The following is a 22,445-nucleotide window of genomic DNA, read 5'->3' on the forward strand; positions in this document are numbered from 1 at the left end:
AAATTTTCCTATTTTAGTTAATGGAAAATTCTACTTATGAACTGTTTCATTTTTTGGGGGAGTTACAAAACACCTTCAAACGAAATGGCGTTAAAACAGTGGTTGTTTATTCAACCATGCCTGTAGGTAAAGTTGTCGGAGAGTTTAATATTGAAGATGTCATATCTGAACACCCAGACCTACTTTGGCGTCGAACGAATAAAGCTACGGGCATTTCTAAGCAGTTTTTCGATGAATACTATTTAGGTAGAGAAAGGGGTACAGCTATCAAGGTTGGAAATGTTGTCAAATATGATCGCCCCTTATGTTTAAGTGAGCTCGGTGAGAATATCACCGCCCCTCAATCATATAGATATTTACCCGCGTAACTCGCAAAAAGGAGAACATCAGTTCTCCTTTTTCATTTATATGCAACAGCTACATAATAGCGATTTAAAACAAAAAAAGCGCCAACCGGCGCTTTTTTATCAAGCTCTAAATTAGAACGGCATTTTGAAGCCTGGAGGCATTTGCATGCCGCCGGTAACTTCTGACATGCGCTTTTGTGTTTCTTCACCTACACGACGGACAGCGTCGTTTACCGCAGCGGCAAGTAGGTCTTCAATCATGTCTTTGTCGTCTTCCATAAGGCTCTCGTCGATCTCAACGCGACGTACGTTGTGGCTACCAAGCATAGTGACTTTTACCAAGCCTGCACCTGCTTCACCAGTGACTTCTAAACTTTTGATTTCTTCTTGGGCTTTTTCCATGCGCTCTTGCATTTGCTGCGCTTGTTTCATGATGTTGCCCATTCCGCCTTTAAACATATTCTGCTCTCTTATACTTCAATTTGGTTTACTGTGATAAAAGATAAGGGCTAACGCCCCTAATTACAATGCTTGGACGCTATTTTCATCCAGCATTGCGTCAAATTCTTGAACAAATGCGCTGACGAGTGGATCTTCGCGCATTGCTGTTTTTGCTTGCATCAATCTATGCTCATCAAGCTGCTGCTGCACTAAAAACGGAGTACTGCTTAGTGCTTCTATGTAATTAATTTCCAGCGATACTGGCTTCTCTAACAAAACACTGAGGCTTTCAGTTAATTTTTCTCTCAAAACTCCAGAGTCTAAGTGCTGTTGACTTGCATCTACTTGCAGTTGCACCTGCTCGCCTTCTTGCGTAAACACGCTGTGAAGTGCATATTGACGAATGCGCCCGCCTAGTTGCATTTTTTCAATCATATTTGCCCAATCATCACTTTGGTATGCAAATTTAATGTCGCTAATTGGGCTGACAAAGTTCTCCGGAGCTGGAATTTCAACTTGTGTCTTTTGCTCATTATCATCTTGTTTTACAGGTGATAACTGCTCAAGTAATTCCGGCGCTAGATTTTCTGCGATTGGTCGATGACGCGCCTGGAACGCCTCTTTCTTTGGCTTTTTTATTACCGGACGAGGCTCAACCGTTTGCGCTACCTGTGGCTCGACATGCACATTCTCCATAGCCGCAGGCTTTGGCATTTGCATGGGCGCACTCGGCGCCTCAGACTTTTTTACCTCACCATCGGCTCCCACCAATTTACCAGCACCTGAGATGTTGCGATTTTTCAAAATCCTCGCTATAGCAGACTGCGCTTGGCTTTGTTGCTCTGACACCGGGGTACTTGCAGGAGATGTTACTGACTCTACCGCATCATCTGATGATGACAATATCGCTTGTTCGCTTTGTTGTTCATCTGGTGCTGATGAAAAAGTACTACTTGCAGACTGATACTCTGGTTGTGGCGTTACAACCTGCTCTTGAAAACCTTGCGCTACGGCCTGTGACATCACGCTATCATATTGGCTTGCTATCTGTGTTTCGTCAGCTTCAGGTTGTGAGCTTGGCCCCACTGGTGCTGATGATATTGGCGCTTGGGGTGTGGCTGGTGGCAAAGTCGGTGCAGGTGCAACTGGTGCAGTACCCTGCTGGCTCTGTGGTGCGCTTGCAACCGAGGTATTTTCAGCCGTTGGCTTTTTTAAAAGTTCACGCAGGTTGCCTACTTTACTTGGCTTTGCCTCTTTCTGCGATGCAGACGGCATGTTGCTCATACTAACGTGACTTTCTTTTTCAAACGCCATGAGGCGTAACATCACCATTTCAAAGCCAAGTTTAGGTTCTGGTGCCCATTTTAGGTCTTTTTTACCATTTAACAGTAATTGGTACAGTAGTTGACCCTGTTGCGGCGCTAGCTGCTCTGCAAATAACTTGATATCGTTATTATCAAAATTTGATAGACGTGCAGCACTCGGCACTAGCTGCGCTAATTGAATAACGTGCAAAAGTGCGATCAAGTCGTCTAGCACACTGACAAAATTACCATTTTGTCGCGCTATTCTTTCTATACCGTCAAGTAATGCTTCGCCATCGTGGCACAACACCGCAGACAGAAGAATAATCGCATGTGCGCTGTCCATTAGACCAAGCATGGACTGTGCAGCTGGCAATGTTAAATTACCATTAGTTTGTGCTATACCTTGATCCGTGAGACTAAGAGCGTCACGCATACTACCGTCAGCGGCTTTTGCGAGCGTTTGTAACGCGCTAAGCTCAAACTCTATCTGCTCCATTGGCAGTATTTTTTGCAGCTGCTCAACAATTTGGTCTTGTGTCATCGCATTGAGGTTAAATTGCAAGCAGCGAGATAAAATCGTTACTGGTAGCTTTTGCGGATCTGTTGTGGCCAGCAAAAACTTTACGTGTTCGGGCGGCTCTTCTAACGTTTTTAGTAGCGCATTAAAACTATGCTTAGATAGCATATGCACTTCATCGATAAGGTAAACTTTAAATCGGCCACGAGTCGGTGCGTACTGTACGTTGTCTAAAATCTCTCTGGTATCTTCAACTTTGGTTCTAGACGCGGCATCAATCTCGATTAAATCGATAAACTTGCCACTTTCAATCTCAGTACACGCACTACACTGACCACAAGGCGTTGAAGTCACGCCTTGTTCGCAGTTTAAGCTTTTAGCGAAGATCCTAGCAATCGTTGTTTTGCCCACACCTCGTGTTCCTGTGAATAAATAGGCATGGTGTAGACGCTTTTCATTAAGTGCGTTTACTAGAGCTTGCTTTACATGCTCCTGCCCCATTAATTCGTGGAAATTTTGTGGACGCCATTTACGCGCCAGAACCTGATAGCTCATGCTTATTCGCCTTCGAACTCTACTAAAGAGAGAATGTTGATCCCAAGATCTTGGATTTTCTTTTCACCACCAAGCTCTGGTAACGAAATAACAAACGCCGCGTCAGTCGCTTCACCACCTAGACGCTTAACTAATTTTGCGGTTGCTTCAATAGTACCACCTGTTGCTAATAAGTCGTCAACTAATAGTACTTTATCACCCGCTTCAATGGCGTCAGCGTGTAGCTCTAGGATATCTTCGCCATACTCCAGTTGATAAGATTGGCTGATCACCTCGCGTGGCAATTTCCCTGGCTTACGTACTGGAATAAATGGAATGCCAAGCGCATAAGCAAGCGGCGCTCCAAAAATAAAGCCTCGTGACTCGGTACCAATTATCTTAGTAAATCCACCATCTTTATATGCAGCAATGAATGCGTCGATGGTTGCTTTAAATGCAGCTGGCTCTGCTAGCAGTGAAGTAACATCGCGGAACATGATCCCAGGTTTTGGATAGTTTGGAACCGTTGCGATACTATTTTTGATTAATGACATATTCTCTGTCGTCATAATTACTGTGCTTTAAGTTTATTACAAAAGAGCCAGATTATAACAATTTTCTATCAGGTTGAAACCGACTGATTGATTTTACAGGTGAGGATGAGGAAAAAGCGAACAATTTAGCGCCGAAAAGGCGATGATAATGTGATTAATGCTCTAAGTCGAGCAGCCAGGATGAATCATTTACACTCGTATATTAAGCGCCGAGAGTCAAAAAAGGCTGCGAGTGCAGCCTTATGAATTGCGTGATTAAACTACCGCTGTTGCCCAACCAAGAATAGCGTTTAGACAGCCAATTCCAGCAAAAACAGCAACAAATGCAATAAAGTATTTTGCATTAAACGGATCTTTAAAGTCACCTTTAGACATAGATACTACCTTTAATTTTATAACTCGCACCACCAGTTAATATAGATGGTATTGACCAGCGCCCTAGTCCGAGTTTAAGCACGACGAAAATCAGGCTGTATAATAGTCGATGTTACGCGTTGCTTAAAGGTTTTTCGTTTTGATAATGCCTAGTTTTGCCAATTCACCAAGGGTATGCAATGCTCCCTGAAATAGCTGCTCTTGACTAAATTGAGGTACTTGCTTGGCTATATCGCTAGTAATTTCAGAAAGTTGTGCCCCACCGCTTGATTCAATAACAGATAGCATTAGTGCCGTCATTGGATTTAATGCGATAAACTGTACATCGTCTTCGTCGTCACGATATAGCGCAAAGCTAAAGGTTTGACCCTCTACTTTGTCCGGTTTAAAGGTCTCGCTTATCTGATGTACTGGGTATTGATAATGGGCAATTCGAGTGGTACTTGCTAAATAGAGGTTGGCATGTCGCAGCGCATCGGCATCGAGTGAATATTCATCCTGTGATTCTACTGTTGTGGCAACATCAAGTTCCAACCATTCATAGTGCGCAAGTTCAAGCATAAACTCAGGATCTGTTGCTGTGGGTTCATATTCGCCTTGTAAAAACAGCAGAAATTCTTGACTGATCTCCAGAAAATACGGTGATTTACAATGGTGTTTGACAAAGAACTGCCTGACTAAGGCAAGCCATTGTGTTGCTGGATACAAGCTCTTAAGTACAGGAAACGCACTACTCACAAACCCTTCTATATTATTGAAAAACAGCTCTTGATATATTTTTAAACGACGAGATTCAATACCACTAGGCGCTGGCTGGTTGTCAGGATCGCGAATGTACGCCATAAAAGCTTGCTGTGTTTCGACAAATGACATGTTTATACCTTTTCTTCCACATTGAAATACTTAACTTGAATGGCTGATATTTGCCCTGCCTCAGCCAGTAATTCAGGCATAGGTGGAATATTAAAATCTCGTTCTAACAAAGTAGGAAATACGCCGTGTAGCTCATAGGCTCGATGCAGCAATTGCCATACAGGCGAAGATACTTCAGCACCATGAGTGTCTACCAATAAATCATCAGCTTCCACAAAATGCCCTGCAATATGTCCGTATGTGATGCGCTCGGTTGGCATCGCTGCCAAAAACTGCTCCGCATCATAACCATGATTAATAGAGTTAACGTAAATATTATTTACATCTAAAAGTAAGTCACAATCTGCTTCTTCTAATACCGCCAGCGTAAATTCTAACTCCGACATTTCTTGACCTGGAGCGGCATAGTAAGAAACATTTTCTACCGCGATACGACGCTCAAGTATATCTTGAACTTTTTTGATCCGCTTTGCGGTATGGCGAATAGCCTCCTCGGTAAACGGTATGGGCATAAGGTCATACATGTGACCGTCACCAGAGCAATAACTAAGATGTTCACTGTAGGTATGGATATTATGCTGCTTAAAAAATGTTTTAAGCTGTGATAGAAACTCGGTATCGAGCGGTGCAGGTGACCCCAAAGACAAGGATAAGCCATGGCAAATAAACGTGTGTGCTTGAGTTAGCGCTTGAAATTGCTTGGCTAACTTACCACCAAATTTTATCCAGTTTTCTGGTGCAACTTCAAAAAAGTCAATTTGCGCGGGAGGGTTGTTTAACACATCCTCAATCATTTCTCGACGTAGGCCAAGTCCTAAATTACCTAGCTTCGCTGCCATTTACTCTCACCTTAGTGATTACTGTTGACGGATATAATACTGAAAAGCTAAAACAATTTCTGTGGTGATGTTTTGCTTAGTCTGAGGTACATCATGGCACAGCTCATCAAAATCCACTGTGCCATAAGGTAGGGTTAAGTGTGTTTTATAACCAGTAATTAGTGGCTACCACCACATTTGCCTTCGCCACACTTACCTTCTTTTTTGCCTTTAGCGTCGCCGCCACATTTACCTTCGCCGCACTTACCTTCTTTTTTGCCTTTAGCGTCGCCGCCGCATTTACCTTCGCCGCACTTGCCTTCTTTTTTGCCTTTAGCATGACCACCGCATTTACCTTCGCCGCACTTGCCTTCTTTTTTGCCTTTAGCATCGCCGCCACATTTACCTTCGCCGCATTTGCCTTCTTTTTTGCCTTTAGCATCGCCGCCGCATTTACCTTCGCCGCACTTACCTTCTTTTTTGCCTTTAGCATCGCCGCCACATTTGCCTTCGCCGCACTTGCCTTCTTTTTTGCCTTTAGCATCGCCGCCGCATTTACCTTCGCCACACTTACCTTCACCAGCATCTAGTTGATAACCCGAGGTCATTGTTTCAAAGCTAAATGGATTGGCGTTTGCATCAGTAGCAGTAAGACCCGCAGTGCCTGCAACCACAGCGCTTAACGTAAGCGCGATAGAGTTATTTTTAATTGTATTCATACTGTATGCTCTCTCGAAAATAGTTGATTCAATTAGTAGACCAAGCTGGCTAGAGTTTTATTTCGCTATTTTTTAAAAATTTCATGTTTACCGTATCATGCTCAAGTATGCTTGGGATAACTATCCTTTACCGTCGCGGTGTTTGTATTAAATTCACCCTACTCCAGTCTAATAGTAATTAAAAAATTAACAAAGCTCTCCCTACAAATATTACACCTTTAGTCCAACTCCCTACTATTGATGACTTACATTGCACGATTAGCTAAAATGGCGCGCTTTGAAGGTGTCATCTGCTGCGGCACCATGTTGCTGTATCTGAGGTTGTTATATGAAGCTTGTCCTTGCGCCTATGGAAGGGGTCGTCGATTTTAAAATGCGTGAACTACTCACTGATATTGGAGGGTTTGATCTCTGTGTCACAGAGTTTATTCGTGTTGTTGACCTCACCTTTCCTCGCCGAGTTTTCGTCAGGTACTGCCCAGAGTTACTCAATGGCGGTTATACGAAGTCTGGAACTCCTGTTAGGATCCAACTGCTAGGACAAGTCCCACACGCCCTTGCTGCCAATGCAAGAAAAGCTGTAAAGCTCGGCTCTCACGGAGTTGACCTTAACTTTGGCTGTCCTGCAAAAACAGTCAATAAAAGCAGAGGCGGCGCCGTGTTACTAAAAGAACCGGAGCAAATATACCAAATTATTAAAGCGGTGCGAGAAGCGGTACCAACTGAGCAAGAGGTGAGTGCCAAGATTAGACTTGGTTTTGATGACGACACAAACAGCACTGAGATTGTCGATGCAGTTCAACAAGCCGGAGCCTCAAGCCTAGCTATTCATGCGCGAACAAAAAGAGATGGATATAAGCCGCCCGCATATTGGGAAAAAATACCGCCTTTATTATCAAGGTTAACCATTCCTGTTATCGCAAACGGTGAAATTTGGCAAGTTGAGGATGCACTACGTTGCCAGGAGCGCAGCCAGTGCCAAGATCTTATGTTGGGTCGCGGCGCGTTAGCTACGCCAGATTTAGCAGCTAAAATCAAAGCATACAAAGCAGATAAGCCCTACTCACCGCTTTCATGGGAAAATGTGGTCTATCACATATTGCATTCTTCAATGCACCAAGATGAAAATATGAGTGACAAATACTTTTCGTCTAGAACGAAACAGTGGTTAAGTTATCTAAAGCGTCAGTATAACGGTGCCCATCTTGTGTTTGACGAAATCAAAACACTGAAAAGCAAACAAGATGTCGTTAGAGTGCTTGAGAAATATGCAATATCTCCAGACCTTGATTCAAATCATAACAGCAAAGCTATACCCAAATGATAATGGGGCGTCGGATAGGAGAGCGCCCATGAATGAAAATGTAATAAACTACGAGCAAAGCCTTCAGGCTGAACTTACTGCACTGAGAAATGACTTTTTAGGTGAGTTGAAATCCTCACCCAATGAGTTTACACATAACCTTGCCAACACTTTAGAAGTTAATCCGCCAAATAAGTGGTTAGATATTGTGGTGGAAAAGATTAATCCGGAGCAGTTCCCACAATACGATCGGCTGATGAAAGTCGAGGCTGCACTTTGTCAAATGGAGATCGGCCAATTTGGTTACTGTTGCGATTGTGAACAAGCGATTGAGCCTGAGCTGCTAGAGCAAGACCCTGCAACTCAGCGCTGTATAAGTTGTAAAGCTAAGGCTGCAAGAAGTGTGGATATGCAGCAAAAATAGTTGCAGGAAAATACACGATATTAGCAATCAATTGTTGTGCTTGTTGTTCATTCAGCGCTAGTCTTGAGTTGAGCACAACAAATGCCTGCTGTTGTGACCACCCTTGGTAGTGCAAGCCCAAATCTACTTCCATTATTGTTAGCAATAACATCTTATGCTGTTTTCTTACTTGTTTACATTTGGCAACCGATGCTGGCAAATTAACAAAGCCGTCTCGCCAGTTCAGCCCAGTTAACCTTTTACAACTATCTGGTAGCAACTCTAAAATGTAAGGGCGATGTAGATTTGGCATCACCGGCAGTACTGTATTTGTATCATGTACAGCAAGCTTAGCTAAGTTAGCCAATACCGTGTTAGGTGAAGTCGTTATGGAACCATAAAAGTTTAGTTTAGATTGATACCACTCTTTACCATTGGGAAGCTGATGTAAACCAAGCATTGCTCTTGGCTTATAGCTGTTTAAGTAACTAATCAAGTCATCACGTGATTGGAGTGTTATATCAGCAGAAGTCAACTGTTCCAGTAATCCCTGGTGTTCGAGTCGGTTCAGCCTAATATTGCTTTCACTTGCCTCTACCAGCTTTGATTTGACGAATAAAAACCATTTATCAACTACTTCAGTACTCACCTTTTCTTGAATATACGCTATCACAGGTACATTACCAGGCCAGGGCAAGTAGCGCTCGGGGTAGCGCTGCTGAATTCTTAGATAATCTAATTCAGAATGTATAGCTACATTGGATGAGAGCAATTTATTTGAAAGGATTGAATGCCTACGCTCTAGATACGCTTCAGTAAACGGAAGCTCGTTGATCTCCAAGTCAGACTGTCTATACAGTGCGCTATTTAACGCGCGTAATTCTGAGCTAAACTCTTGCTCATTGAGGGAGAGGTTATTATCTCCACATGCAGTTAACGTGGAAAGTAGGATTGAGATTAACAAGGCTAAAGAATACTTTTTCATGGCTTAACTTCATATCTGAGAATCAAAAAAGCCCCTTTCGGGGCTTTTTTATTAAAGGCTGATGCCTTTGCGCTGTGCTTTGTCTTTAATGTAGGTTTCCCAACTCTTCGCAAACTTACGAGTACTCGGGTCATCCTGCGCCTTCACGATTGCTGCATGGGCTTGCTTAAATTTGCCCTGATAGAAGTAAGCTTCTGCAAGATCTGCATATGCACTACCTTTTTTATCAGTACCAAGTTCAAGCGCCTTATTCAGCCTTACTACCGCAGCACTATATTTTTGTGCTTGATGTAGCAAGCTACCTGCTCGGCGATAAAGATCGGCATCATTATCAATTTTCGCTGCTTCTTCATAGAATTTTGCAGCGTCAGTGATTTCTTTAGCTTGATGATAATAACTTGCAAGTGCTGTTAGGTTCTGCTTTGTACGTTCAATCTTGCCATCTTTGATGGCTTTTTCGAAAGTTTGAGCAGCGCGCCAAGGACTATCTGTTAAAGAGTATAAACTACCAAGAATTTTGTAGTCATTCTCTTTTGCAAAATAGCCTTTGTCATACGCAACCTTCATTACAGTCATACCTTTACTGTAATCTTCAGTTTGCAAATAAAAACCACCAAGTTGAGTCCACACTTTAGGGTCTTCTGGGAAAACTCTAACCAGTTCTTCACCAACTTTCACAGCATTTTTGAACTGCTTCAGTTCAAAATAAGCCGCTACTTTCATCAGATAGTACTGTTTATTAGGCTCTTCTACACCGGCAATTGCTTTATCAGCAGGAGCAATAACGTTTTTGAATTGCTTCAACTCATAATATGCCTGTGCAATACGGCCATATACTTTTCCATCAGTTTCACCTGTGAAATCCATCCAAGCTTCATAGGCTTTAATACCTTCTGCGTACTTTTCAGTACCCAATAAAAGGTCACCTAATAGCTTCATGATGTCCGCTTGATCTTTAAAATTAAGCGCGTCTGGTGCAATTGCTTGACGAGTATATTTAATGGCCTCGGCGTAATTTTCTTTTTGAGCATACAGCTGGCCCAGGTAGCGGTTAACCGTTGCTTTGTCAAACTCATCAGAAGGGTCTAGCTCACGAAGCATTGCTATTGCTTCATCCACTTTCTCTTCGTTATATAAGTCGAAAGCTTGGGCAACTTTTTTACCTACCCGCTCACCCATGATTTTAGTTTTTGCCGCTTTACGCTTTTCTATTTCTTCATAGTTCGGCGCAGCAGAAACTGATCCTGAGTACGTACCACCAGTCAGTGCGATAAGAAGAGCAAGAGCTGTAAATTTAGGTAAACTTTTCATATCCTGCCTCCTTAGTCTTGGTTCAATGTAAAATCAAGCTGAACAGTGATGCCCGGCTGTTTCTGTGGTTTACCATCAACAACCTTTGGACGGTATTTCCACTTACGAAGCGCACGTTTAGCTTCACGGTCAAATATACGCTTTGGTTCAGCTTCAATAACTTCGATGTCTTCAACACCACCAAGTTCATTGATTGTGAATGATAAGCGTACCCAACCTTCTTTGCCATCACGAGCAGCTTGCGGTGGATATTTAGGCTCAATTCGAACGATAGGTGTTGCATCACCATCGCGACCGAACTCACCTGGTCCAGATAAACCACCTGCTGTACCACCTAGATCAATACTAGGCATATTAAAGCCGATGTTACCACCAGTCGGATCAGCAACGTCAGGCTGAGGCGGCTGCGGCTTAGGCGGCTGTTTAGGCGGTGGCGGCGGCGGAGGCGGGACACGCTTCCGCTGCTGCACCTTCGATTCAGGTGGATTCGACATAATCTCGACTACGATCTGTTCTTTTTGAACATCTGCCCTATCCGCTCCGCCGGAGATAAGATATGACATAAAAAAGAACAAGCCGAGAGTTACTGCCCCACCTGCTAGAAGTGAAAACAGAAGTCGAATCATTACTGATCTCCAGCTATTGAAATCTTCAGGTTGTCGCCAGTCGCTTTGATCTGATCCATAACCTTCACTACTACGCCGTGTTTCGCGCCTTTGTCAGCTTGAATAATTATCACGTCTGTAGGTTGCTCGGCCATTAGACTTTCAAGGTTAGCACTTACACGCTCAACATCTACTTGACGCTTATCCATCCAAATCTCGCCGTTTTCACGGATTGCGATGAAGATGTTCGCGTTCTTAGTTTTTTGTGCTTGTGCCGCTTTTGGCTTGTTAACCTCAATACCAGCTTCTTTAACAAAAGAAGTGGTTACGATGAAGAAGATAAGCATGATGAATACGATGTCTAGCATCGGCGTCATATCTACTGCTGCATCTTCCTCTTCACGAAAACGTTGTTTACGTGCCATAGTTCAATCTCTCTCTAGTGATGAGGCAAGCTATCAACTAGCTTTTCTTTAGCCATTTTTGCGCGCGCTTCTAAACGCGTGCTAAAGAAAACACCTGATAGTGCCGCAACCATTCCAGCCATTGTTGGTACCGTAGCCATTGAAATGCCTGAAGCCATTAATCGTGCGTTACCCGTACCTTGAGTAGCCATTGTCTCGAATACTGTGATCATACCTGTCACTGTACCTAAAAGACCGATTAAAGGACACATTGCAACCAATGTTTTGATAATCAACATACGCTCATCTAATTTTTCAGACGCTTCAGAAATCCATGCATCGCGGATTCTGTGTGCGTACCAAGACGTAGTATCTTGGCGGGCGTCCCACTTAGTGACTATTTCCTTGTGTATTTTAGGAAATTCACCTAGTAGGAACCAATAGCGCTCAATCATTAAAACCCACATTAGAAAGAGTGCTATTGCGACCACGTATAATACATCGCCGCCTGTAGCAACAAAATCCCTGATAGATTCCCATATCTCCATCAGGACTAACATTAGGCTTTCTCCTTCTCCGCGTGAGCGGCAACAATACCTGCGCTTTGCTCATCTAGGATGTGTAGAACCGCTTTACTACGACCAGCAACAACAGCGTGAAGTAGAATTAGTGGTAGAGCTGCAATTAGACCTAGTGCTGTAGTTACTAGCGCTAGAGAGATGTTACCAGCCATGATCTTCGGATCACCAGTACCGTATAGCGTGATTGATTCAAACGTCATGATCATACCAACAACCGTACCTAGTAGACCTAGTAGTGGCGCGATAGCCGCTAGGATCTTGATGATATTTACACCCATCTCAATACGTGGAGTTTCACGTAAGATAGCTTCGTCAAGTTTAAGCTCTAGGTTTTCAACGTCTTGGTCTTTATTATCGTGGTAAACTTTCAAGATACGGCCAAGTGGGTTGTTTGTGTTCGGGTTATTCGCGTTTTTAATTTGCGCTTTGATTTTTCCGCTCACGATGAATAGGTCAAGCATACGGATAACCGCAATCAACGCACCTAAGATAAGTAGTGCAGTGATAATATAACCAACCGTGTCGCCTTGGTGCCAACGCTCTTCCATTGTTGCACGCTGAGTATTAAGTTGTAATAGTGAACCACGAGTTGGGTCAACTGCAAACTTAACGTATTGATCAGCAGATGCACCGATAAGGCTCGCAACACCGCCTAACTCACCACCTGGCTGCTTACCTAGTGGCACGATTTGCTTGTTCTCCGCATCATAGATAACATAACCGTCTTTTGTAACAAGGTTGAAGTTACCTACACGCGTTACTTCTTTAACGTTAATGTCACCACTTAGCTCTGCAACTTCAGCTTCAAATTTTGAAACTTTTGCAGACTCAGTCATTTCAGTCTGGAAAGCAATCCAAAGGTCTTCAAGTTCACGAGTAGTAGGAAGTTCTTTCGCTTCCGCTAGTGAACGAAGTACTTCAGCACGCCCAGGCTTTTCAGCACTTACAAGTGATGCTTCAATTGAGCCAATAGCATCAGCTGCTGAACGACGAACAACACCAAACATCTCACCTAGAGTACCTTTAGCGTTTTCTAGTTCAACTTCTTTTTCCGCAAGTGTGATTTCGTTTTGCTTAAACTGCTCGTTTAAACGATCGCCACGCGCTTTTTCAGCGGCTAAGTCACGTTTTGCTTTGTTCAATAAAGCTTGCTTGTCAGCACGGTCGTTTAAGAACTCTTGCTCACGTTGCTTGTTGATTTTACCTTCAGAAATACGGTTTTGCTTAACCTGCTCTAAAATTTTGTCTAAGGCTTCAGTGTTCGCGTGTGCATTCAGCGCGGCACCAGCAGAAACTGTTAACGCTGCAGCAACTGCAAAACCTTTAAATAGTTTCTTCATCATTAATTACTCCGCGCCAAAGATAGGTAGATCGATAAGTTCAGGAGCCGCTTGCTTACGAGCGATACGGATCATGCTCTTAACTGGCTTAAGATATTCTTCGCCAAGTTGTTCCCACTGCTTAGTACTGTTATTCCAAACCCAAGCGTGTTTTTGGTCAAACGACTGAGCAACGTATGCAATACGGCCAAGACGTGCGAAGTCAACATTGATGTTTTTACCGTTTTGTTCAAGTGAACCCTGGCTTGACACGATAGTTGTACTGTAGTCAGTTTCAATAGTATAAGCTTCAAGCACCTGACGGAACTTTTCAGAAGTCGTTACAGAAGAGTTCGTCATAATGCTACGAAGTCTCTCAACACGCTCTAGACGTGATTCTTGATTAAACGGAACGTCCGCTTTGATGAATTGCTCAAGCGTATCGATCATGCGATACATCAAAGGCACAACGTCCTGTTTTGTCTTATCAATAGTACCAATTTGACGCTCAAGAGACTCAATACCAGCATTCTGGTCTGCTACAAGGCGTGCAACGTGGTCGTTGTACACTTTTAGCAGTTCTGTTTCGTCGATAAGACCACGGTATTCAGCGATCATTTCTTGAGACTGACCATATAGGTTATCAATCTTTTCTTGAGACTTTTTAGCAGCCGTTTGAGTTTGTTGACCTACTTTTTGTATGTCATTCAAAGGATCTGCAATCACATTGCTGCTTGCAAAAGCTGTCGCGCCTAAAAGCGCCGTAGCTACAAGGCTCTTTCTGATTTTAACAGACATAGTTCCCAACCAATTAAGTAATGTTACTTTTATAATTTTTGCGCTCTTAATACGTAGTAAGAGCAACCCTGACATCATTTGACAGATATCAACCGTTCAATAATGCTAAATGCAACACGATGTGTCAACTTCGCTGTGAAAACATTTTTTGTCAATAAATAAGTAATAATTATATAGAAAACAAAAAATTAACATCAAAAACACAGCAAAAGATACAGAACTCTCGTAAAACCAACCTTTTGCATACGCTATTTACAATGCTTTACATCAGATTTATTCCAATAAGCTGAATAGATATTCCACATAAATATAATGAATAAACATAAAAAACAGCAAGATAAACAAAGTATGTCATTGTATTATGCGAAAATTATTTCATCGTCTGCAAATTAGCGCAAAATTTGTTTATCTATCCCAAATCTCTTGATCTATTTTTTCCTGTAAAATTCGTACGAATTCAGCGACGTGTAGACCATCCATTAACGCATGGTGTACCTCGATACAAAATGGCATGGTTCCATCTGCTTTGTTGTATTTTCCGAAAACAAATTTAGGAATGCCAAAGTCATCTCTACTGTGCCTTGCATGATTGAAACTAGAAAATGACAACCAGGGTAGAATTGACACATGGACACAATTTGGGGATAGACTTTCTGATAAAAACTGCTCACTAAGTAACGGCCCATCCAGTTGTTCAGCTTTACAGTGAAGATTCATACTAATGAAGCGCTTAAAGTCACGCTCGGGAGCCAACCTTACAAACCTAAATGTTTCATCATCACGCAGAAATACACTGCTAATTTCCACTTCATCGTACTCAACAACATCACTTGACTCAATACGATAACGGATTGGGGCGTATTGCTGTAATGCCAGTTGTAGAGCATACAAGCATGTTAGTGAGAAAGGCGTTTCAGTTCGCTTACTCAGCTCGTATAAGCGCCGCATTTGCAAAGTAACAGTCACAGAGAAAAACGGCTGTTCAAACTCATTGAAAAAAGCGTAGTGTTCTTTACGGGGCCAAGCTTCTAGAGAAATTTTCTTTTTCATACAAAAAAAGGGGCTTGTGCCCCTCTCTAAATCAGTTAAACGGCTCCACTATTATAGCCCGTTTTTAATGATCTCTTGTGCTAATTTGTCTGCAATTATATGCGTAGAAATTTGCTCTTGTTCAGATCGCTTGAAGATTTCTGTCAGCGTATCGTAAATACCTTCAACATGCTTAGTTGCTGCCGCTTCATCATAACCTTCAGGTTTCGTTTCATAATAAACGTTAATGATACCGCCAGCATTTATCACATAATCAGGGGCATACAAAACGCCCTTTTCGCGAATAATTTCACCATGGCGCGATTCAGCCAGCTGATTATTTGCACATCCAGCAATAATCTTCGCTTTTAAGCGAGGGATAGTGTCGTCATTAATGGTTGCACCTAACGCACACGGCGCATAAACATCAACGTCTAAGTCATAAATTTCATCGATACTGACAGCCGTTGCGTTAAAATCATTAACAACACGCTGTACTGACTCTTGGTTAATGTCGGTAACAAAAAGCTCTGCGCCTGCTTCGTGAAGGTATTTGCATAATGTGTATGCCACAGCGCCTAAACCTTGTACAGCAACTTTAACTCCAGCGAGATCTTCATGACCATGCTTATGTTGATATGCCGCTTTGATGCCAAGGAAAGTACCTAATGCGGTAAAAGGAGATGGGTTACCGCTTTTGCCCTCTAGCCCCATCACATAATTTGTTTCTTTGTGCATGGTCATTACATCACCAGTTGTGATGTTTACATCTTCGGCTGAGTAATAGCTGCCACCTAAACGTTCTAGATGTCTTCCGAATGCACGAAATAACGCTTCTGATTTTATTGTTTTCGCGTCACCAATGATCACCGATTTACCTCCACCAAAAGGCAGTCGTGCAACGGCATTTTTATATGTCATCCCTTTTGATAGACGTAAAACATCATACACAGCATCTTCATCTGACGCATAGTTCCATAATCGGCAGCCACCTACCGCTGGCCCCAACTTAGTATTGTGAACAGCAATGATAGCTTTTAAGCCAGACGCTTCGTCCGAGCAAAACACGACTTGCTCATGATTATCAAATTCAACTTGGTTAAATACAGCCACTTTCTTTTTCTCCAAAATTATCAATCCCACTTGGGCATGCTGTTTGATGTTAGGTAATATTACGACTCATCAAACGCAAATAGCGCTGAAATTGGCTAGACTCTATCACTAACTTTAGCACCATTCCACAAATTGAGATGATATAAACCCATTTGCACTCAAATACAAATATAAAATCCAACAAATTATAAAATTAAGGCAAATATATCCTAAAAAACAGTCTTTAATCAGAATTTAATCTAAGTTATTTGAATTTCCCGAAGTTACTGTTTACGTAAACGGAAAGTACTTTGATAATGTAAACTATCACATACAGAAAAAGGGAGGCATATGCCTCCCTTTTCTCTGTTACGATGCCTTAACTAAGCTTACTATCTAGCTCTTCAATTTTGGCTTTCCAAATAGCAGGGCCCTGAGTGTGGGCATTTTCACCGTTGCTGTCGACAGCAACGGTTACTGGCATGTCTTCTACTTCAAACTCGTAGATAGCTTCCATACCTAAGTCTTCAAATGCTACAACGCGTGACTTCTTAATCGCTTTTGCCACTAAATATGCAGCACCGCCAACAGCCATTAGATAGACGGATTTATTTTGTTTGATCGACTCAACCGTCGCAGGCCCACGCTCAGCCTTACCAATCATACCGATAAGTCCCGTCTTCTCTAACATTAAGTCAGTAAACTTATCCATACGTGTAGATGTGGTAGGACCTGCAGGGCCTACAACTTCGTCGCCAACAGCGTCCACAGGACCTACGTAGTAAATAAACTTATTAGTAAAGTCGACGCCTTCTGGTAGCCCTTCACCTGAGTTGATCATTTCTTGGAGGCGCTTGTGAGCAGCATCACGACCAGTGAGAATTTTACCCGAAAGTAATACTGTTTCACCCATCTTCCACTCTTGGATATCGTCTTTAGTCAGTGTGTCTAAGTTAACACGTCGAGTATCTTCACCGACTTCCCAAGTTACTTCTGGCCAATCTTCAAGTTTTGGCGCTTTCAAGTCGGCAGGGCCTGAACCATCAAGAGTAAAATGCACGTGACGAGTAGCTGCACAGTTAGGGATCATAACAACTGGCTTAGATGCAGCGTGGGTTGGTGCAGTTTTAATTTTGACATCAACAACCGTTGTTAAGCCACCAAGACCTTGTGCACCAATACCTAACTTATTAGCACGCTCAAAAATTTCTAGACGTAGCTTTTCTTCCGCTGTTTCAGCGCCACGTTCCATTAGTTCATGGATATCGACCGGATCCATTAATGATTCTTTCGCAAGTACCGCTGCTTTTTCCGCAGTACCACCGATACCTATACCCAACATCCCCGGTGGACACCAGCCAGCGCCCATGGCAGGTAACGTTTTCTCTACCCACTCGGCTACATCATCAGATGGGTTTAACATCACCATTTTAGTTTTATTTTCTGAGCCACCGCCTTTGGCAGCGATCATCACTTCAACTTCTGCACCTGGTACCATATCAATATGAACAACAGATGGCGTGTTGTCTTTGGTGTTTTTACGACTACCAGCAGGATCAGCGACAATTGATGCACGCAGCGGGTTGTCTGGATTGGTGTATGCGCGTCGTGTACCTTCATCTACCATCTGTTGAACAGTTAAGTCCGTTTTGTCCCACTTAACATCCATACCTACTTTAACAAAGCAAGTAACGATACCGGTATCTTGGCACAACGGACGTTTACCTTCAGCTGACATCCGTGAGTTGATAAGAATTTGCGCAATCGCATCTTTTGCAGCCTTACTTTGTTCTTTTTCGTAGGCCTTCTCTAACGCTTGGACAAAATCAAGTGGGTGATAAAATGAGATATATTGAAGCGCATCTTCAATGCTATCAATAAAGTCTTGCTGACGGATTGTGCTCATGACGGTTCCTCAATTTTCGACGGTATGGTTCAGGATTGAAACGCTACGCTGGCAATTGTTGTTATTCAGCGTCAGAAAGTCAATTTCAATACCTTGAACTATGGAATAGCAAGCAACTATGATAACCTCCTCGCCCGTTTGGGGCTAGCTTTGCAGGTCAAGTAAATGATAAATGAGCAAATAAACTGTGTTAAATTAGACATTCAACTGAGTGCAGTTGAACTTTTTGAATACTTTGCAAACGAAACGCAAGCGATCCTGTTAGATTCGTGTGATTCTGAACATATCAACAGTCGCTACCACATTATCGCTTTTGAACCTTTGCATACACTTGAAGCGCGGGACGGTGCCATTTATTTAGACGGTAAAATAATGGATCAATCTGCTTTTACCATCATGAAAAGTAAACTGGCATTAATGAATCAAAGTCAAGCTAGCCATGGTTTACCATTTACTGGGGGATGGCTTGGCTATTTTGGTTACGACTTTGGCCGCTACATTGAACAAATTCCCTGTACAGCCGACCAAGATATTTCGCTTCCTGATACGCATATCGGGCTGTACCCTGACGCACTTATTTTTGATAAAACCGCTAATGCGTGGTTCTACGTCTCTCAACCAAAAACCGATAGACTAGCAAATTACTTGAGCCGTATAGAAGCCCCCTCGTGCTACAACGCATTTACTCTCACATCAACGTGGCGTTCAAACATGTCTCAAACACAGTACGAGGATAAGTTTAACAAGATTCAAGCATATTTACTCAGTGGGGACTGCTACCAAATCAATCTCGCACAGCGTTTCAGCGCAACATATGATGGTGCTCCTTGGCTTGCCTATAAAAAACTTAGAAATAGTAATCGTGCACCCTTTTCAGCGTTTTACACACTTGGAAATAGCGCAGTGCTATCTGTGTCTCCTGAGCGTTTCATCCAAGTAAAAAATAATGTTGTTGAGACTAAACCAATTAAAGGAACCCTGCCTCGTTTGCCCGATGAGCAAGCCGACCTTGTGCAAGCAAAAGCACTTCGCAACAGCACCAAAGATCGCGCTGAAAATGTCATGATTGTTGATTTGCTTAGAAATGATTTAGGTAAAGTAGCTAAACCAGGCTCAGTCACAGTACCTGCTCTTTTTGATATTGAGAGCTTTCCTGCGGTTCACCACTTAGTCAGCACAATCACTTCCGAATTGGCCGAAGGCAAATGCGCGGTGGATCAATTAGAGGCCGCATTCCCTGGCGGTTCAATTACTGGCGCCCCCAAAATAAGAGCAATGGAGATAATCGAAGAGCTTGAGCCGCATAGACGTAGCGTTTATTGTGGGTCGATAGGATTCCTAAGTGCATGTGGAAATATGGATACATCCATCACTATTCGTACATTAGTTTGTCATCAAAATAAAATTTATTGTTGGGCAGGTGGTGGTATAGTAAAGGACTCTCAAGCCCAGCTTGAGTACGAGGAAACGTATCATAAAGTAAACAAGATTTTACCAGTATTAAATGAAAACTGATCAAGTAATCTCGCAATTTTTACTGGCGTCATCAGCTGCGCCAGTGCAGCAAACAAAAGGCGCTGTGCATACGACTATAAATCAAGCTGCACGGAAAAATACTGTGCACAGTGCAGTATTACTTCCTATCGTAAGCGTCCATGACCGCGCACACCTACTCTTTTGTAAACGCAGTAATATTCTAAACAGTCATCCAAGTCAGATCTGCTTCCCAGGTGGTAAAGTCGAACAACAAGACGCCAATATTATTAATACAGCGCTTAGGGAAACCGAAGAAGAAATTGGCTTGTCTATCACAGAATCTCAAGTGTTAGGTACGCTGCCCTTATTGAGCACGTTGACAGGCTATCAAATCACTCCCGTCGTAGCTAAGGTACATCAGCATGCCAAATGGCTAGGACAAAGTGCTGAAGTCCAGCATACTTTTGTGCTTCCTTTGAAACAGCTCAAGGCACAAAAAAATTGGCAGACCTTCAATTTTATCCATAAGGGAGAGTCAGTCTCTCTTGAAGGGTTTATGACGCCTCATGGTTTACTATGGGGCGCGACAGCTAAAATCGTAAAACAGTTTATCCAGCTAGTGTAGCCATAAGTGATTAAACTCATTGTTTTGAGATCTTTTATGTAGTTTCGCGTTCGCTCTCCCCTTTTTTGGCGTTTGTGATCCATAAAAATAGCCTTACCCCATCAGTTTTGCCGAATTTGGGTTACTTCCCTCTACAGACACGTTATGATGACGTCCGTTTTAAAGGCAATGTGAGTAAAATTTATGATCAGTGCATTCGATATGTTCAGTATCGGTATTGGACCTTCCTCCTCTCATACTGTTGGACCAATGCGTGCTTCTAGGCTTTTTGTTCAAGACTTATTAGCACAAGGCATTATTGATAATATCACCTCGGTGAAAGTAGAGCTTTATGGCTCATTGGGTCAAACTGGAATTGGGCATGGCTCTGGCAAGGCAGTCATTCTAGGACTTGCAGGTTACGACCCTGAAACAATTGACGCAGATCTCGTTCCTGAAATTCTTGATACTATTGAGAATGAACAAGTTATCTATCTTGATAAACAGTATAAAGTTAAGTTTCCCAAACAAGGGGCTATTGTTTTTCACCGCAGAAAAACACTGCCAAAACATTCAAATGCAATGGAAATCAAGGCATTTAATGGTGAAGAGCTCGTCCACAGTCAAGTATATTATTCAATTGGCGGTGGATTTATTGTTACAGACCAAAACTTCGAAGCTGAGAAGCAAGCGGCCCTTGATATTAGAACGGAAAATCCGGCACCTTATCCATTTAATTCAGCAGCTGAGCTATTGGAGATGTGCAAAGAGTCTGGTCTTAGTGTGTCATCCTTGATGATGGCAAACGAAAAGACGCTAAGAAACGAAAGTGAAATTAAAGAAGCGCTTTTTCACATTTGGCAAGTCATGAAAGCGTGTATTGAGCGCGGCATGAAGACCGAAGGCATTCTACCGGGCGGACTAAAAGTACGTCGACGGGCACCAAGTTTATACTTAAAGTTAAGTGTTGAGACGCATCAAGATCCACTGCGGGCAATGGACTGGGTCGATCTTTTTGCCCTTGCGGTTAATGAGGAAAACGCAGCAGGTGGCCGTGTTGTGACTGCACCGACAAATGGCGCCGCGGGGATTCTTCCTGCTGTGTTGATGTATTACCATACCTTTATCAAAGAAGTTGATATGGAAATTGCGACTCGCTACCTACTGACCGCAGCCGCAATTGGTATTCTATACAAGAAAAATGCCTCAATTTCAGGCGCTGAAGTTGGTTGTCAGGGTGAAGTTGGTGTTGCCTGCTCTATGGCCGCAGGCGCGCTCACTGAAATTATGGGTGGTAACGTTGTCCATGTTGAAAATGCAGCTGAAATTGGTATGGAGCACAATTTAGGCCTTACTTGCGATCCTGTTGGAGGCTTAGTGCAAGTACCTTGTATAGAGCGTAATGCAATGGGTTCAATTAAAGCGATTAACGCATCGAGACTGGCACTGCGCGGTACTGGCGATCAAAAAGTGTCGTTGGATAAAGTCATTAAAACCATGCTCGATACTGGTAATGACATGAAAACAAAATATAAAGAAACAGCTCGTGGCGGGCTGGCAGTAAATATCATTGAGTGCTAACTGACAATTGTCAGTTCACTTTTTAATATACTTAATGGCATCATGGGTTATCTCGTGATGCCATTTTTTATTGCGGATAACATTACGAAATTATACCAATTTTAATAAACTCTAGATTTGAGCCTTCAAGTTGAGTCGAAACAAAGTCTAGATGATATCTTTATAAGGAGTAATACTGTCATGTCAGGCACTACAATGGTTTTTCTCATCGTACTAATTTGTGTCGGCGGCGGCATCATTAGTGAGATGTACAAGCGACGTTTGGAATTTAAAAAAGCGGGCACTCACACTAAGGAGCAACAAGCACAGCTGCAAGCTGAAATTAATGCGCTAAAATCCCGAGTAGCAGCACTTGAGCAAATTGTAACGGATGAAGGTTACCAATTAAAAAAGGACATAGATAATCTGAATTAGTCTAAACACTGGCGAGCATAGTCAGTTTCAACATATTGGAACTTACCACCCAAGGCGCTGCCTTGCGCTTGGATAGGTTCTCCGTCTCCTCATAATAACCAGAGGCAAAGCTGGTATTTATGTGTAGAGCAAGCACTGATAAGAAAGGC

General features: G+C 42.7%; 23 protein-coding genes. 7 read left to right on the forward strand and 16 right to left on the reverse strand.

Features of this window, described 5'->3' with window-relative positions; all coding sequences use genetic code 11:
- The first annotated feature begins 20 nt into the window (after positions 1–20).
- The gene (locus D9603_RS04975; RefSeq protein WP_206644486.1) at positions 21–368 is read left to right on the forward strand and encodes a hypothetical protein; all 348 of its coding nucleotides are present in this window, start codon (positions 21–23) and stop codon (positions 366–368) included.
- 111 nt (positions 369–479) lie between these two features.
- Here D9603_RS04975 and D9603_RS04980 read toward each other — a convergent pair whose 3' ends face one another.
- The 6 genes from D9603_RS04980 to D9603_RS05005 all read right to left on the reverse strand — a co-directional run bounded on the left by D9603_RS04980 (position 480) and on the right by D9603_RS05005 (position 6,485).
- Positions 480–806: a YbaB/EbfC family nucleoid-associated protein gene (locus D9603_RS04980; protein ID WP_010368987.1), complete on the reverse strand. Its 327-nt coding sequence runs from the start codon at positions 804–806 to the stop codon at positions 480–482.
- Positions 807–869: 63 nt separating this feature from the next.
- Positions 870–3,167: a DNA polymerase III subunit gamma/tau gene (gene dnaX, locus D9603_RS04985; RefSeq protein ID WP_128730499.1), complete on the reverse strand. Its 2,298-nt coding sequence runs from the start codon at positions 3,165–3,167 to the stop codon at positions 870–872.
- A 2-nt stretch (positions 3,168–3,169) separates the two neighbouring features.
- Positions 3,170–3,715 carry an adenine phosphoribosyltransferase gene (apt, locus tag D9603_RS04990; RefSeq protein ID WP_128730500.1) on the reverse strand — a complete coding sequence of 182 codons (546 nt, stop codon included), beginning with the start codon at positions 3,713–3,715 and terminating at the stop codon, positions 3,170–3,172.
- A gap of 483 nt (positions 3,716–4,198) precedes the next feature.
- Positions 4,199–4,948 carry a putative DNA-binding domain-containing protein gene (locus tag D9603_RS04995; protein WP_128730501.1) on the reverse strand — a complete coding sequence of 250 codons (750 nt, stop codon included), beginning with the start codon at positions 4,946–4,948 and terminating at the stop codon, positions 4,199–4,201.
- Positions 4,949–4,950: 2 nt separating this feature from the next.
- A complete protein-coding gene (locus D9603_RS05000; protein WP_125252446.1) occupies positions 4,951–5,787 on the reverse strand; it encodes a DUF692 domain-containing protein in 837 nt (278 codons plus the stop codon).
- Positions 5,788–5,945: 158 nt separating this feature from the next.
- Positions 5,946–6,485: a hypothetical protein gene (locus D9603_RS05005; RefSeq protein WP_128730502.1), complete on the reverse strand. Its 540-nt coding sequence runs from the start codon at positions 6,483–6,485 to the stop codon at positions 5,946–5,948.
- 328 nt (positions 6,486–6,813) lie between these two features.
- Here D9603_RS05005 and D9603_RS05010 point away from each other — a divergent pair, with 328 nt between their 5' ends.
- Together D9603_RS05010 and D9603_RS05015 are read left to right on the forward strand one after the other, a co-directional pair.
- Entirely contained in the window at positions 6,814–7,809 is a 996-nt protein-coding gene (locus D9603_RS05010; RefSeq protein ID WP_128730503.1) for a tRNA-dihydrouridine synthase, read from the forward strand.
- Between the two features lie 28 nt (positions 7,810–7,837).
- The gene (locus D9603_RS05015) at positions 7,838–8,212 is read left to right on the forward strand and encodes a TraR/DksA C4-type zinc finger protein (protein ID WP_125252443.1); all 375 of its coding nucleotides are present in this window, start codon (positions 7,838–7,840) and stop codon (positions 8,210–8,212) included.
- On the opposite strand, the gene D9603_RS05020 is transcribed toward D9603_RS05015, so the two are convergent.
- The 10 genes from D9603_RS05020 to D9603_RS05065 all read right to left on the reverse strand — a co-directional run bounded on the left by D9603_RS05020 (position 8,175) and on the right by D9603_RS05065 (position 18,221).
- Positions 8,175–9,176: a hypothetical protein gene (locus D9603_RS05020; RefSeq protein WP_241651586.1), complete on the reverse strand. Its 1,002-nt coding sequence runs from the start codon at positions 9,174–9,176 to the stop codon at positions 8,175–8,177. The two genes, D9603_RS05015 and D9603_RS05020, sit on opposite strands and share 38 nt — an antisense overlap.
- Positions 9,177–9,227: 51 nt before the next feature.
- Complete coding sequence (locus tag D9603_RS05025) at positions 9,228–10,487, reverse strand: tetratricopeptide repeat protein (protein ID WP_128730504.1); 1,260 nt, start codon at positions 10,485–10,487, stop codon at positions 9,228–9,230.
- Between the two features lie 11 nt (positions 10,488–10,498).
- Positions 10,499–11,113, reverse strand: a complete 615-nt coding sequence (locus tag D9603_RS05030) for an energy transducer TonB (protein ID WP_125252441.1) — start codon at positions 11,111–11,113, stop codon at positions 10,499–10,501.
- Complete coding sequence (locus D9603_RS05035; RefSeq protein WP_010606404.1) at positions 11,113–11,517, reverse strand: biopolymer transporter ExbD; 405 nt, start codon at positions 11,515–11,517, stop codon at positions 11,113–11,115. Before D9603_RS05035 ends, D9603_RS05030 begins: the two co-directional genes overlap by 1 nt.
- A 14-nt stretch (positions 11,518–11,531) precedes the next feature.
- Positions 11,532–12,056, reverse strand: coding sequence for a MotA/TolQ/ExbB proton channel family protein (locus D9603_RS05040; protein ID WP_125252440.1), 525 nt, complete (start codon positions 12,054–12,056; stop codon positions 11,532–11,534).
- Positions 12,056–13,417 (reverse strand): MotA/TolQ/ExbB proton channel family protein, encoded by a 1,362-nt coding sequence (locus D9603_RS05045; RefSeq protein ID WP_128730527.1) that lies wholly within the window; start codon positions 13,415–13,417, stop codon positions 12,056–12,058. Before D9603_RS05045 ends, D9603_RS05040 begins: the two co-directional genes overlap by 1 nt.
- Positions 13,418–13,423: 6 nt before the next feature.
- Positions 13,424–14,194: a DUF3450 domain-containing protein gene (locus tag D9603_RS05050; RefSeq protein ID WP_125252439.1), complete on the reverse strand. Its 771-nt coding sequence runs from the start codon at positions 14,192–14,194 to the stop codon at positions 13,424–13,426.
- A 405-nt stretch (positions 14,195–14,599) separates the two neighbouring features.
- Positions 14,600–15,244 (reverse strand): CatA-like O-acetyltransferase, encoded by a 645-nt coding sequence (locus tag D9603_RS05055; RefSeq protein ID WP_128730505.1) that lies wholly within the window; start codon positions 15,242–15,244, stop codon positions 14,600–14,602.
- Between the two features lie 51 nt (positions 15,245–15,295).
- Positions 15,296–16,336, reverse strand: a complete 1,041-nt coding sequence (locus D9603_RS05060) for a Glu/Leu/Phe/Val dehydrogenase (protein ID WP_128730506.1) — start codon at positions 16,334–16,336, stop codon at positions 15,296–15,298.
- Between the two features lie 358 nt (positions 16,337–16,694).
- Positions 16,695–18,221 carry a fumarate hydratase gene (locus tag D9603_RS05065; protein ID WP_125252436.1) on the reverse strand — a complete coding sequence of 509 codons (1,527 nt, stop codon included), beginning with the start codon at positions 18,219–18,221 and terminating at the stop codon, positions 16,695–16,697.
- Between the two features lie 165 nt (positions 18,222–18,386).
- On the opposite strand from D9603_RS05065, the gene pabB reads away from it, so the two are divergent.
- The 4 genes from pabB to D9603_RS05085 all read left to right on the forward strand — a co-directional run bounded on the left by pabB (position 18,387) and on the right by D9603_RS05085 (position 22,296).
- The gene (gene pabB / locus D9603_RS05070; protein ID WP_128730507.1) at positions 18,387–19,736 is read left to right on the forward strand and encodes an aminodeoxychorismate synthase component I; all 1,350 of its coding nucleotides are present in this window, start codon (positions 18,387–18,389) and stop codon (positions 19,734–19,736) included.
- Positions 19,726–20,322, forward strand: coding sequence for a CoA pyrophosphatase (locus D9603_RS05075; RefSeq protein ID WP_128730508.1), 597 nt, complete (start codon positions 19,726–19,728; stop codon positions 20,320–20,322). The genes pabB and D9603_RS05075 overlap by 11 nt, the downstream gene beginning before the upstream one ends.
- A gap of 183 nt (positions 20,323–20,505) precedes the next feature.
- Positions 20,506–21,882 carry an L-serine ammonia-lyase gene (locus D9603_RS05080; protein ID WP_128730509.1) on the forward strand — a complete coding sequence of 459 codons (1,377 nt, stop codon included), beginning with the start codon at positions 20,506–20,508 and terminating at the stop codon, positions 21,880–21,882.
- 180 nt (positions 21,883–22,062) lie between these two features.
- A complete protein-coding gene (locus D9603_RS05085) occupies positions 22,063–22,296 on the forward strand; it encodes a hypothetical protein (protein ID WP_128730510.1) in 234 nt (77 codons plus the stop codon).
- Positions 22,297–22,445 lie beyond the last annotated feature (149 nt).

Origin of the sequence: Pseudoalteromonas sp. PS5 (assembly GCF_004103255.1) — a bacterium.
GTDB classification, from domain to species: Bacteria; Pseudomonadota; Gammaproteobacteria; order Enterobacterales; family Alteromonadaceae; genus Pseudoalteromonas; species Pseudoalteromonas peptidolytica.

Excerpts from the sequence above, each read along its gene's own strand:
- apt (WP_128730500.1), bottom strand. The coding sequence starts at position 3,715 with ATGACGACAGAGAATATGTCATTAATCAAAAATAGTATCGCAACGGTT.
- D9603_RS05040 (WP_125252440.1), bottom strand. The coding sequence starts at position 12,056 with ATGTTAGTCCTGATGGAGATATGGGAATCTATCAGGGATTTTGTTGCT.
- D9603_RS05075 (WP_128730508.1), top strand. The coding sequence starts at position 19,726 with ATGAAAACTGATCAAGTAATCTCGCAATTTTTACTGGCGTCATCAGCT.
- D9603_RS05085 (WP_128730510.1), top strand. The coding sequence starts at position 22,063 with ATGTCAGGCACTACAATGGTTTTTCTCATCGTACTAATTTGTGTCGGC.
- D9603_RS05005 (WP_128730502.1), bottom strand. The coding sequence starts at position 6,485 with ATGAATACAATTAAAAATAACTCTATCGCGCTTACGTTAAGCGCTGTG.
- D9603_RS05035 (WP_010606404.1), bottom strand. The coding sequence starts at position 11,517 with ATGGCACGTAAACAACGTTTTCGTGAAGAGGAAGATGCAGCAGTAGAT.
- D9603_RS05030 (WP_125252441.1), bottom strand. The coding sequence starts at position 11,113 with ATGATTCGACTTCTGTTTTCACTTCTAGCAGGTGGGGCAGTAACTCTC.
- D9603_RS05055 (WP_128730505.1), bottom strand. The coding sequence starts at position 15,244 with ATGAAAAAGAAAATTTCTCTAGAAGCTTGGCCCCGTAAAGAACACTAC.
- D9603_RS05020 (WP_241651586.1), bottom strand. The coding sequence starts at position 9,176 with ATGAAAAAGTATTCTTTAGCCTTGTTAATCTCAATCCTACTTTCCACG.
- D9603_RS05010 (WP_128730503.1), top strand. The coding sequence starts at position 6,814 with ATGAAGCTTGTCCTTGCGCCTATGGAAGGGGTCGTCGATTTTAAAATG.
- dnaX (WP_128730499.1), bottom strand. The coding sequence starts at position 3,167 with ATGAGCTATCAGGTTCTGGCGCGTAAATGGCGTCCACAAAATTTCCAC.
- D9603_RS05050 (WP_125252439.1), bottom strand. The coding sequence starts at position 14,194 with ATGTCTGTTAAAATCAGAAAGAGCCTTGTAGCTACGGCGCTTTTAGGC.
- D9603_RS04995 (WP_128730501.1), bottom strand. The coding sequence starts at position 4,948 with ATGTCATTTGTCGAAACACAGCAAGCTTTTATGGCGTACATTCGCGAT.
- D9603_RS05080 (WP_128730509.1), top strand. The coding sequence starts at position 20,506 with ATGATCAGTGCATTCGATATGTTCAGTATCGGTATTGGACCTTCCTCC.
- D9603_RS04980 (WP_010368987.1), bottom strand. The coding sequence starts at position 806 with ATGTTTAAAGGCGGAATGGGCAACATCATGAAACAAGCGCAGCAAATG.
- D9603_RS05025 (WP_128730504.1), bottom strand. The coding sequence starts at position 10,487 with ATGAAAAGTTTACCTAAATTTACAGCTCTTGCTCTTCTTATCGCACTG.
- D9603_RS05065 (WP_125252436.1), bottom strand. The coding sequence starts at position 18,221 with ATGAGCACAATCCGTCAGCAAGACTTTATTGATAGCATTGAAGATGCG.
- D9603_RS05000 (WP_125252446.1), bottom strand. The coding sequence starts at position 5,787 with ATGGCAGCGAAGCTAGGTAATTTAGGACTTGGCCTACGTCGAGAAATG.
- D9603_RS05045 (WP_128730527.1), bottom strand. The coding sequence starts at position 13,417 with ATGAAGAAACTATTTAAAGGTTTTGCAGTTGCTGCAGCGTTAACAGTT.
- D9603_RS04975 (WP_206644486.1), top strand. The coding sequence starts at position 21 with ATGGAAAATTCTACTTATGAACTGTTTCATTTTTTGGGGGAGTTACAA.
- D9603_RS05015 (WP_125252443.1), top strand. The coding sequence starts at position 7,838 with ATGAATGAAAATGTAATAAACTACGAGCAAAGCCTTCAGGCTGAACTT.
- pabB (WP_128730507.1), top strand. The coding sequence starts at position 18,387 with ATGATAAATGAGCAAATAAACTGTGTTAAATTAGACATTCAACTGAGT.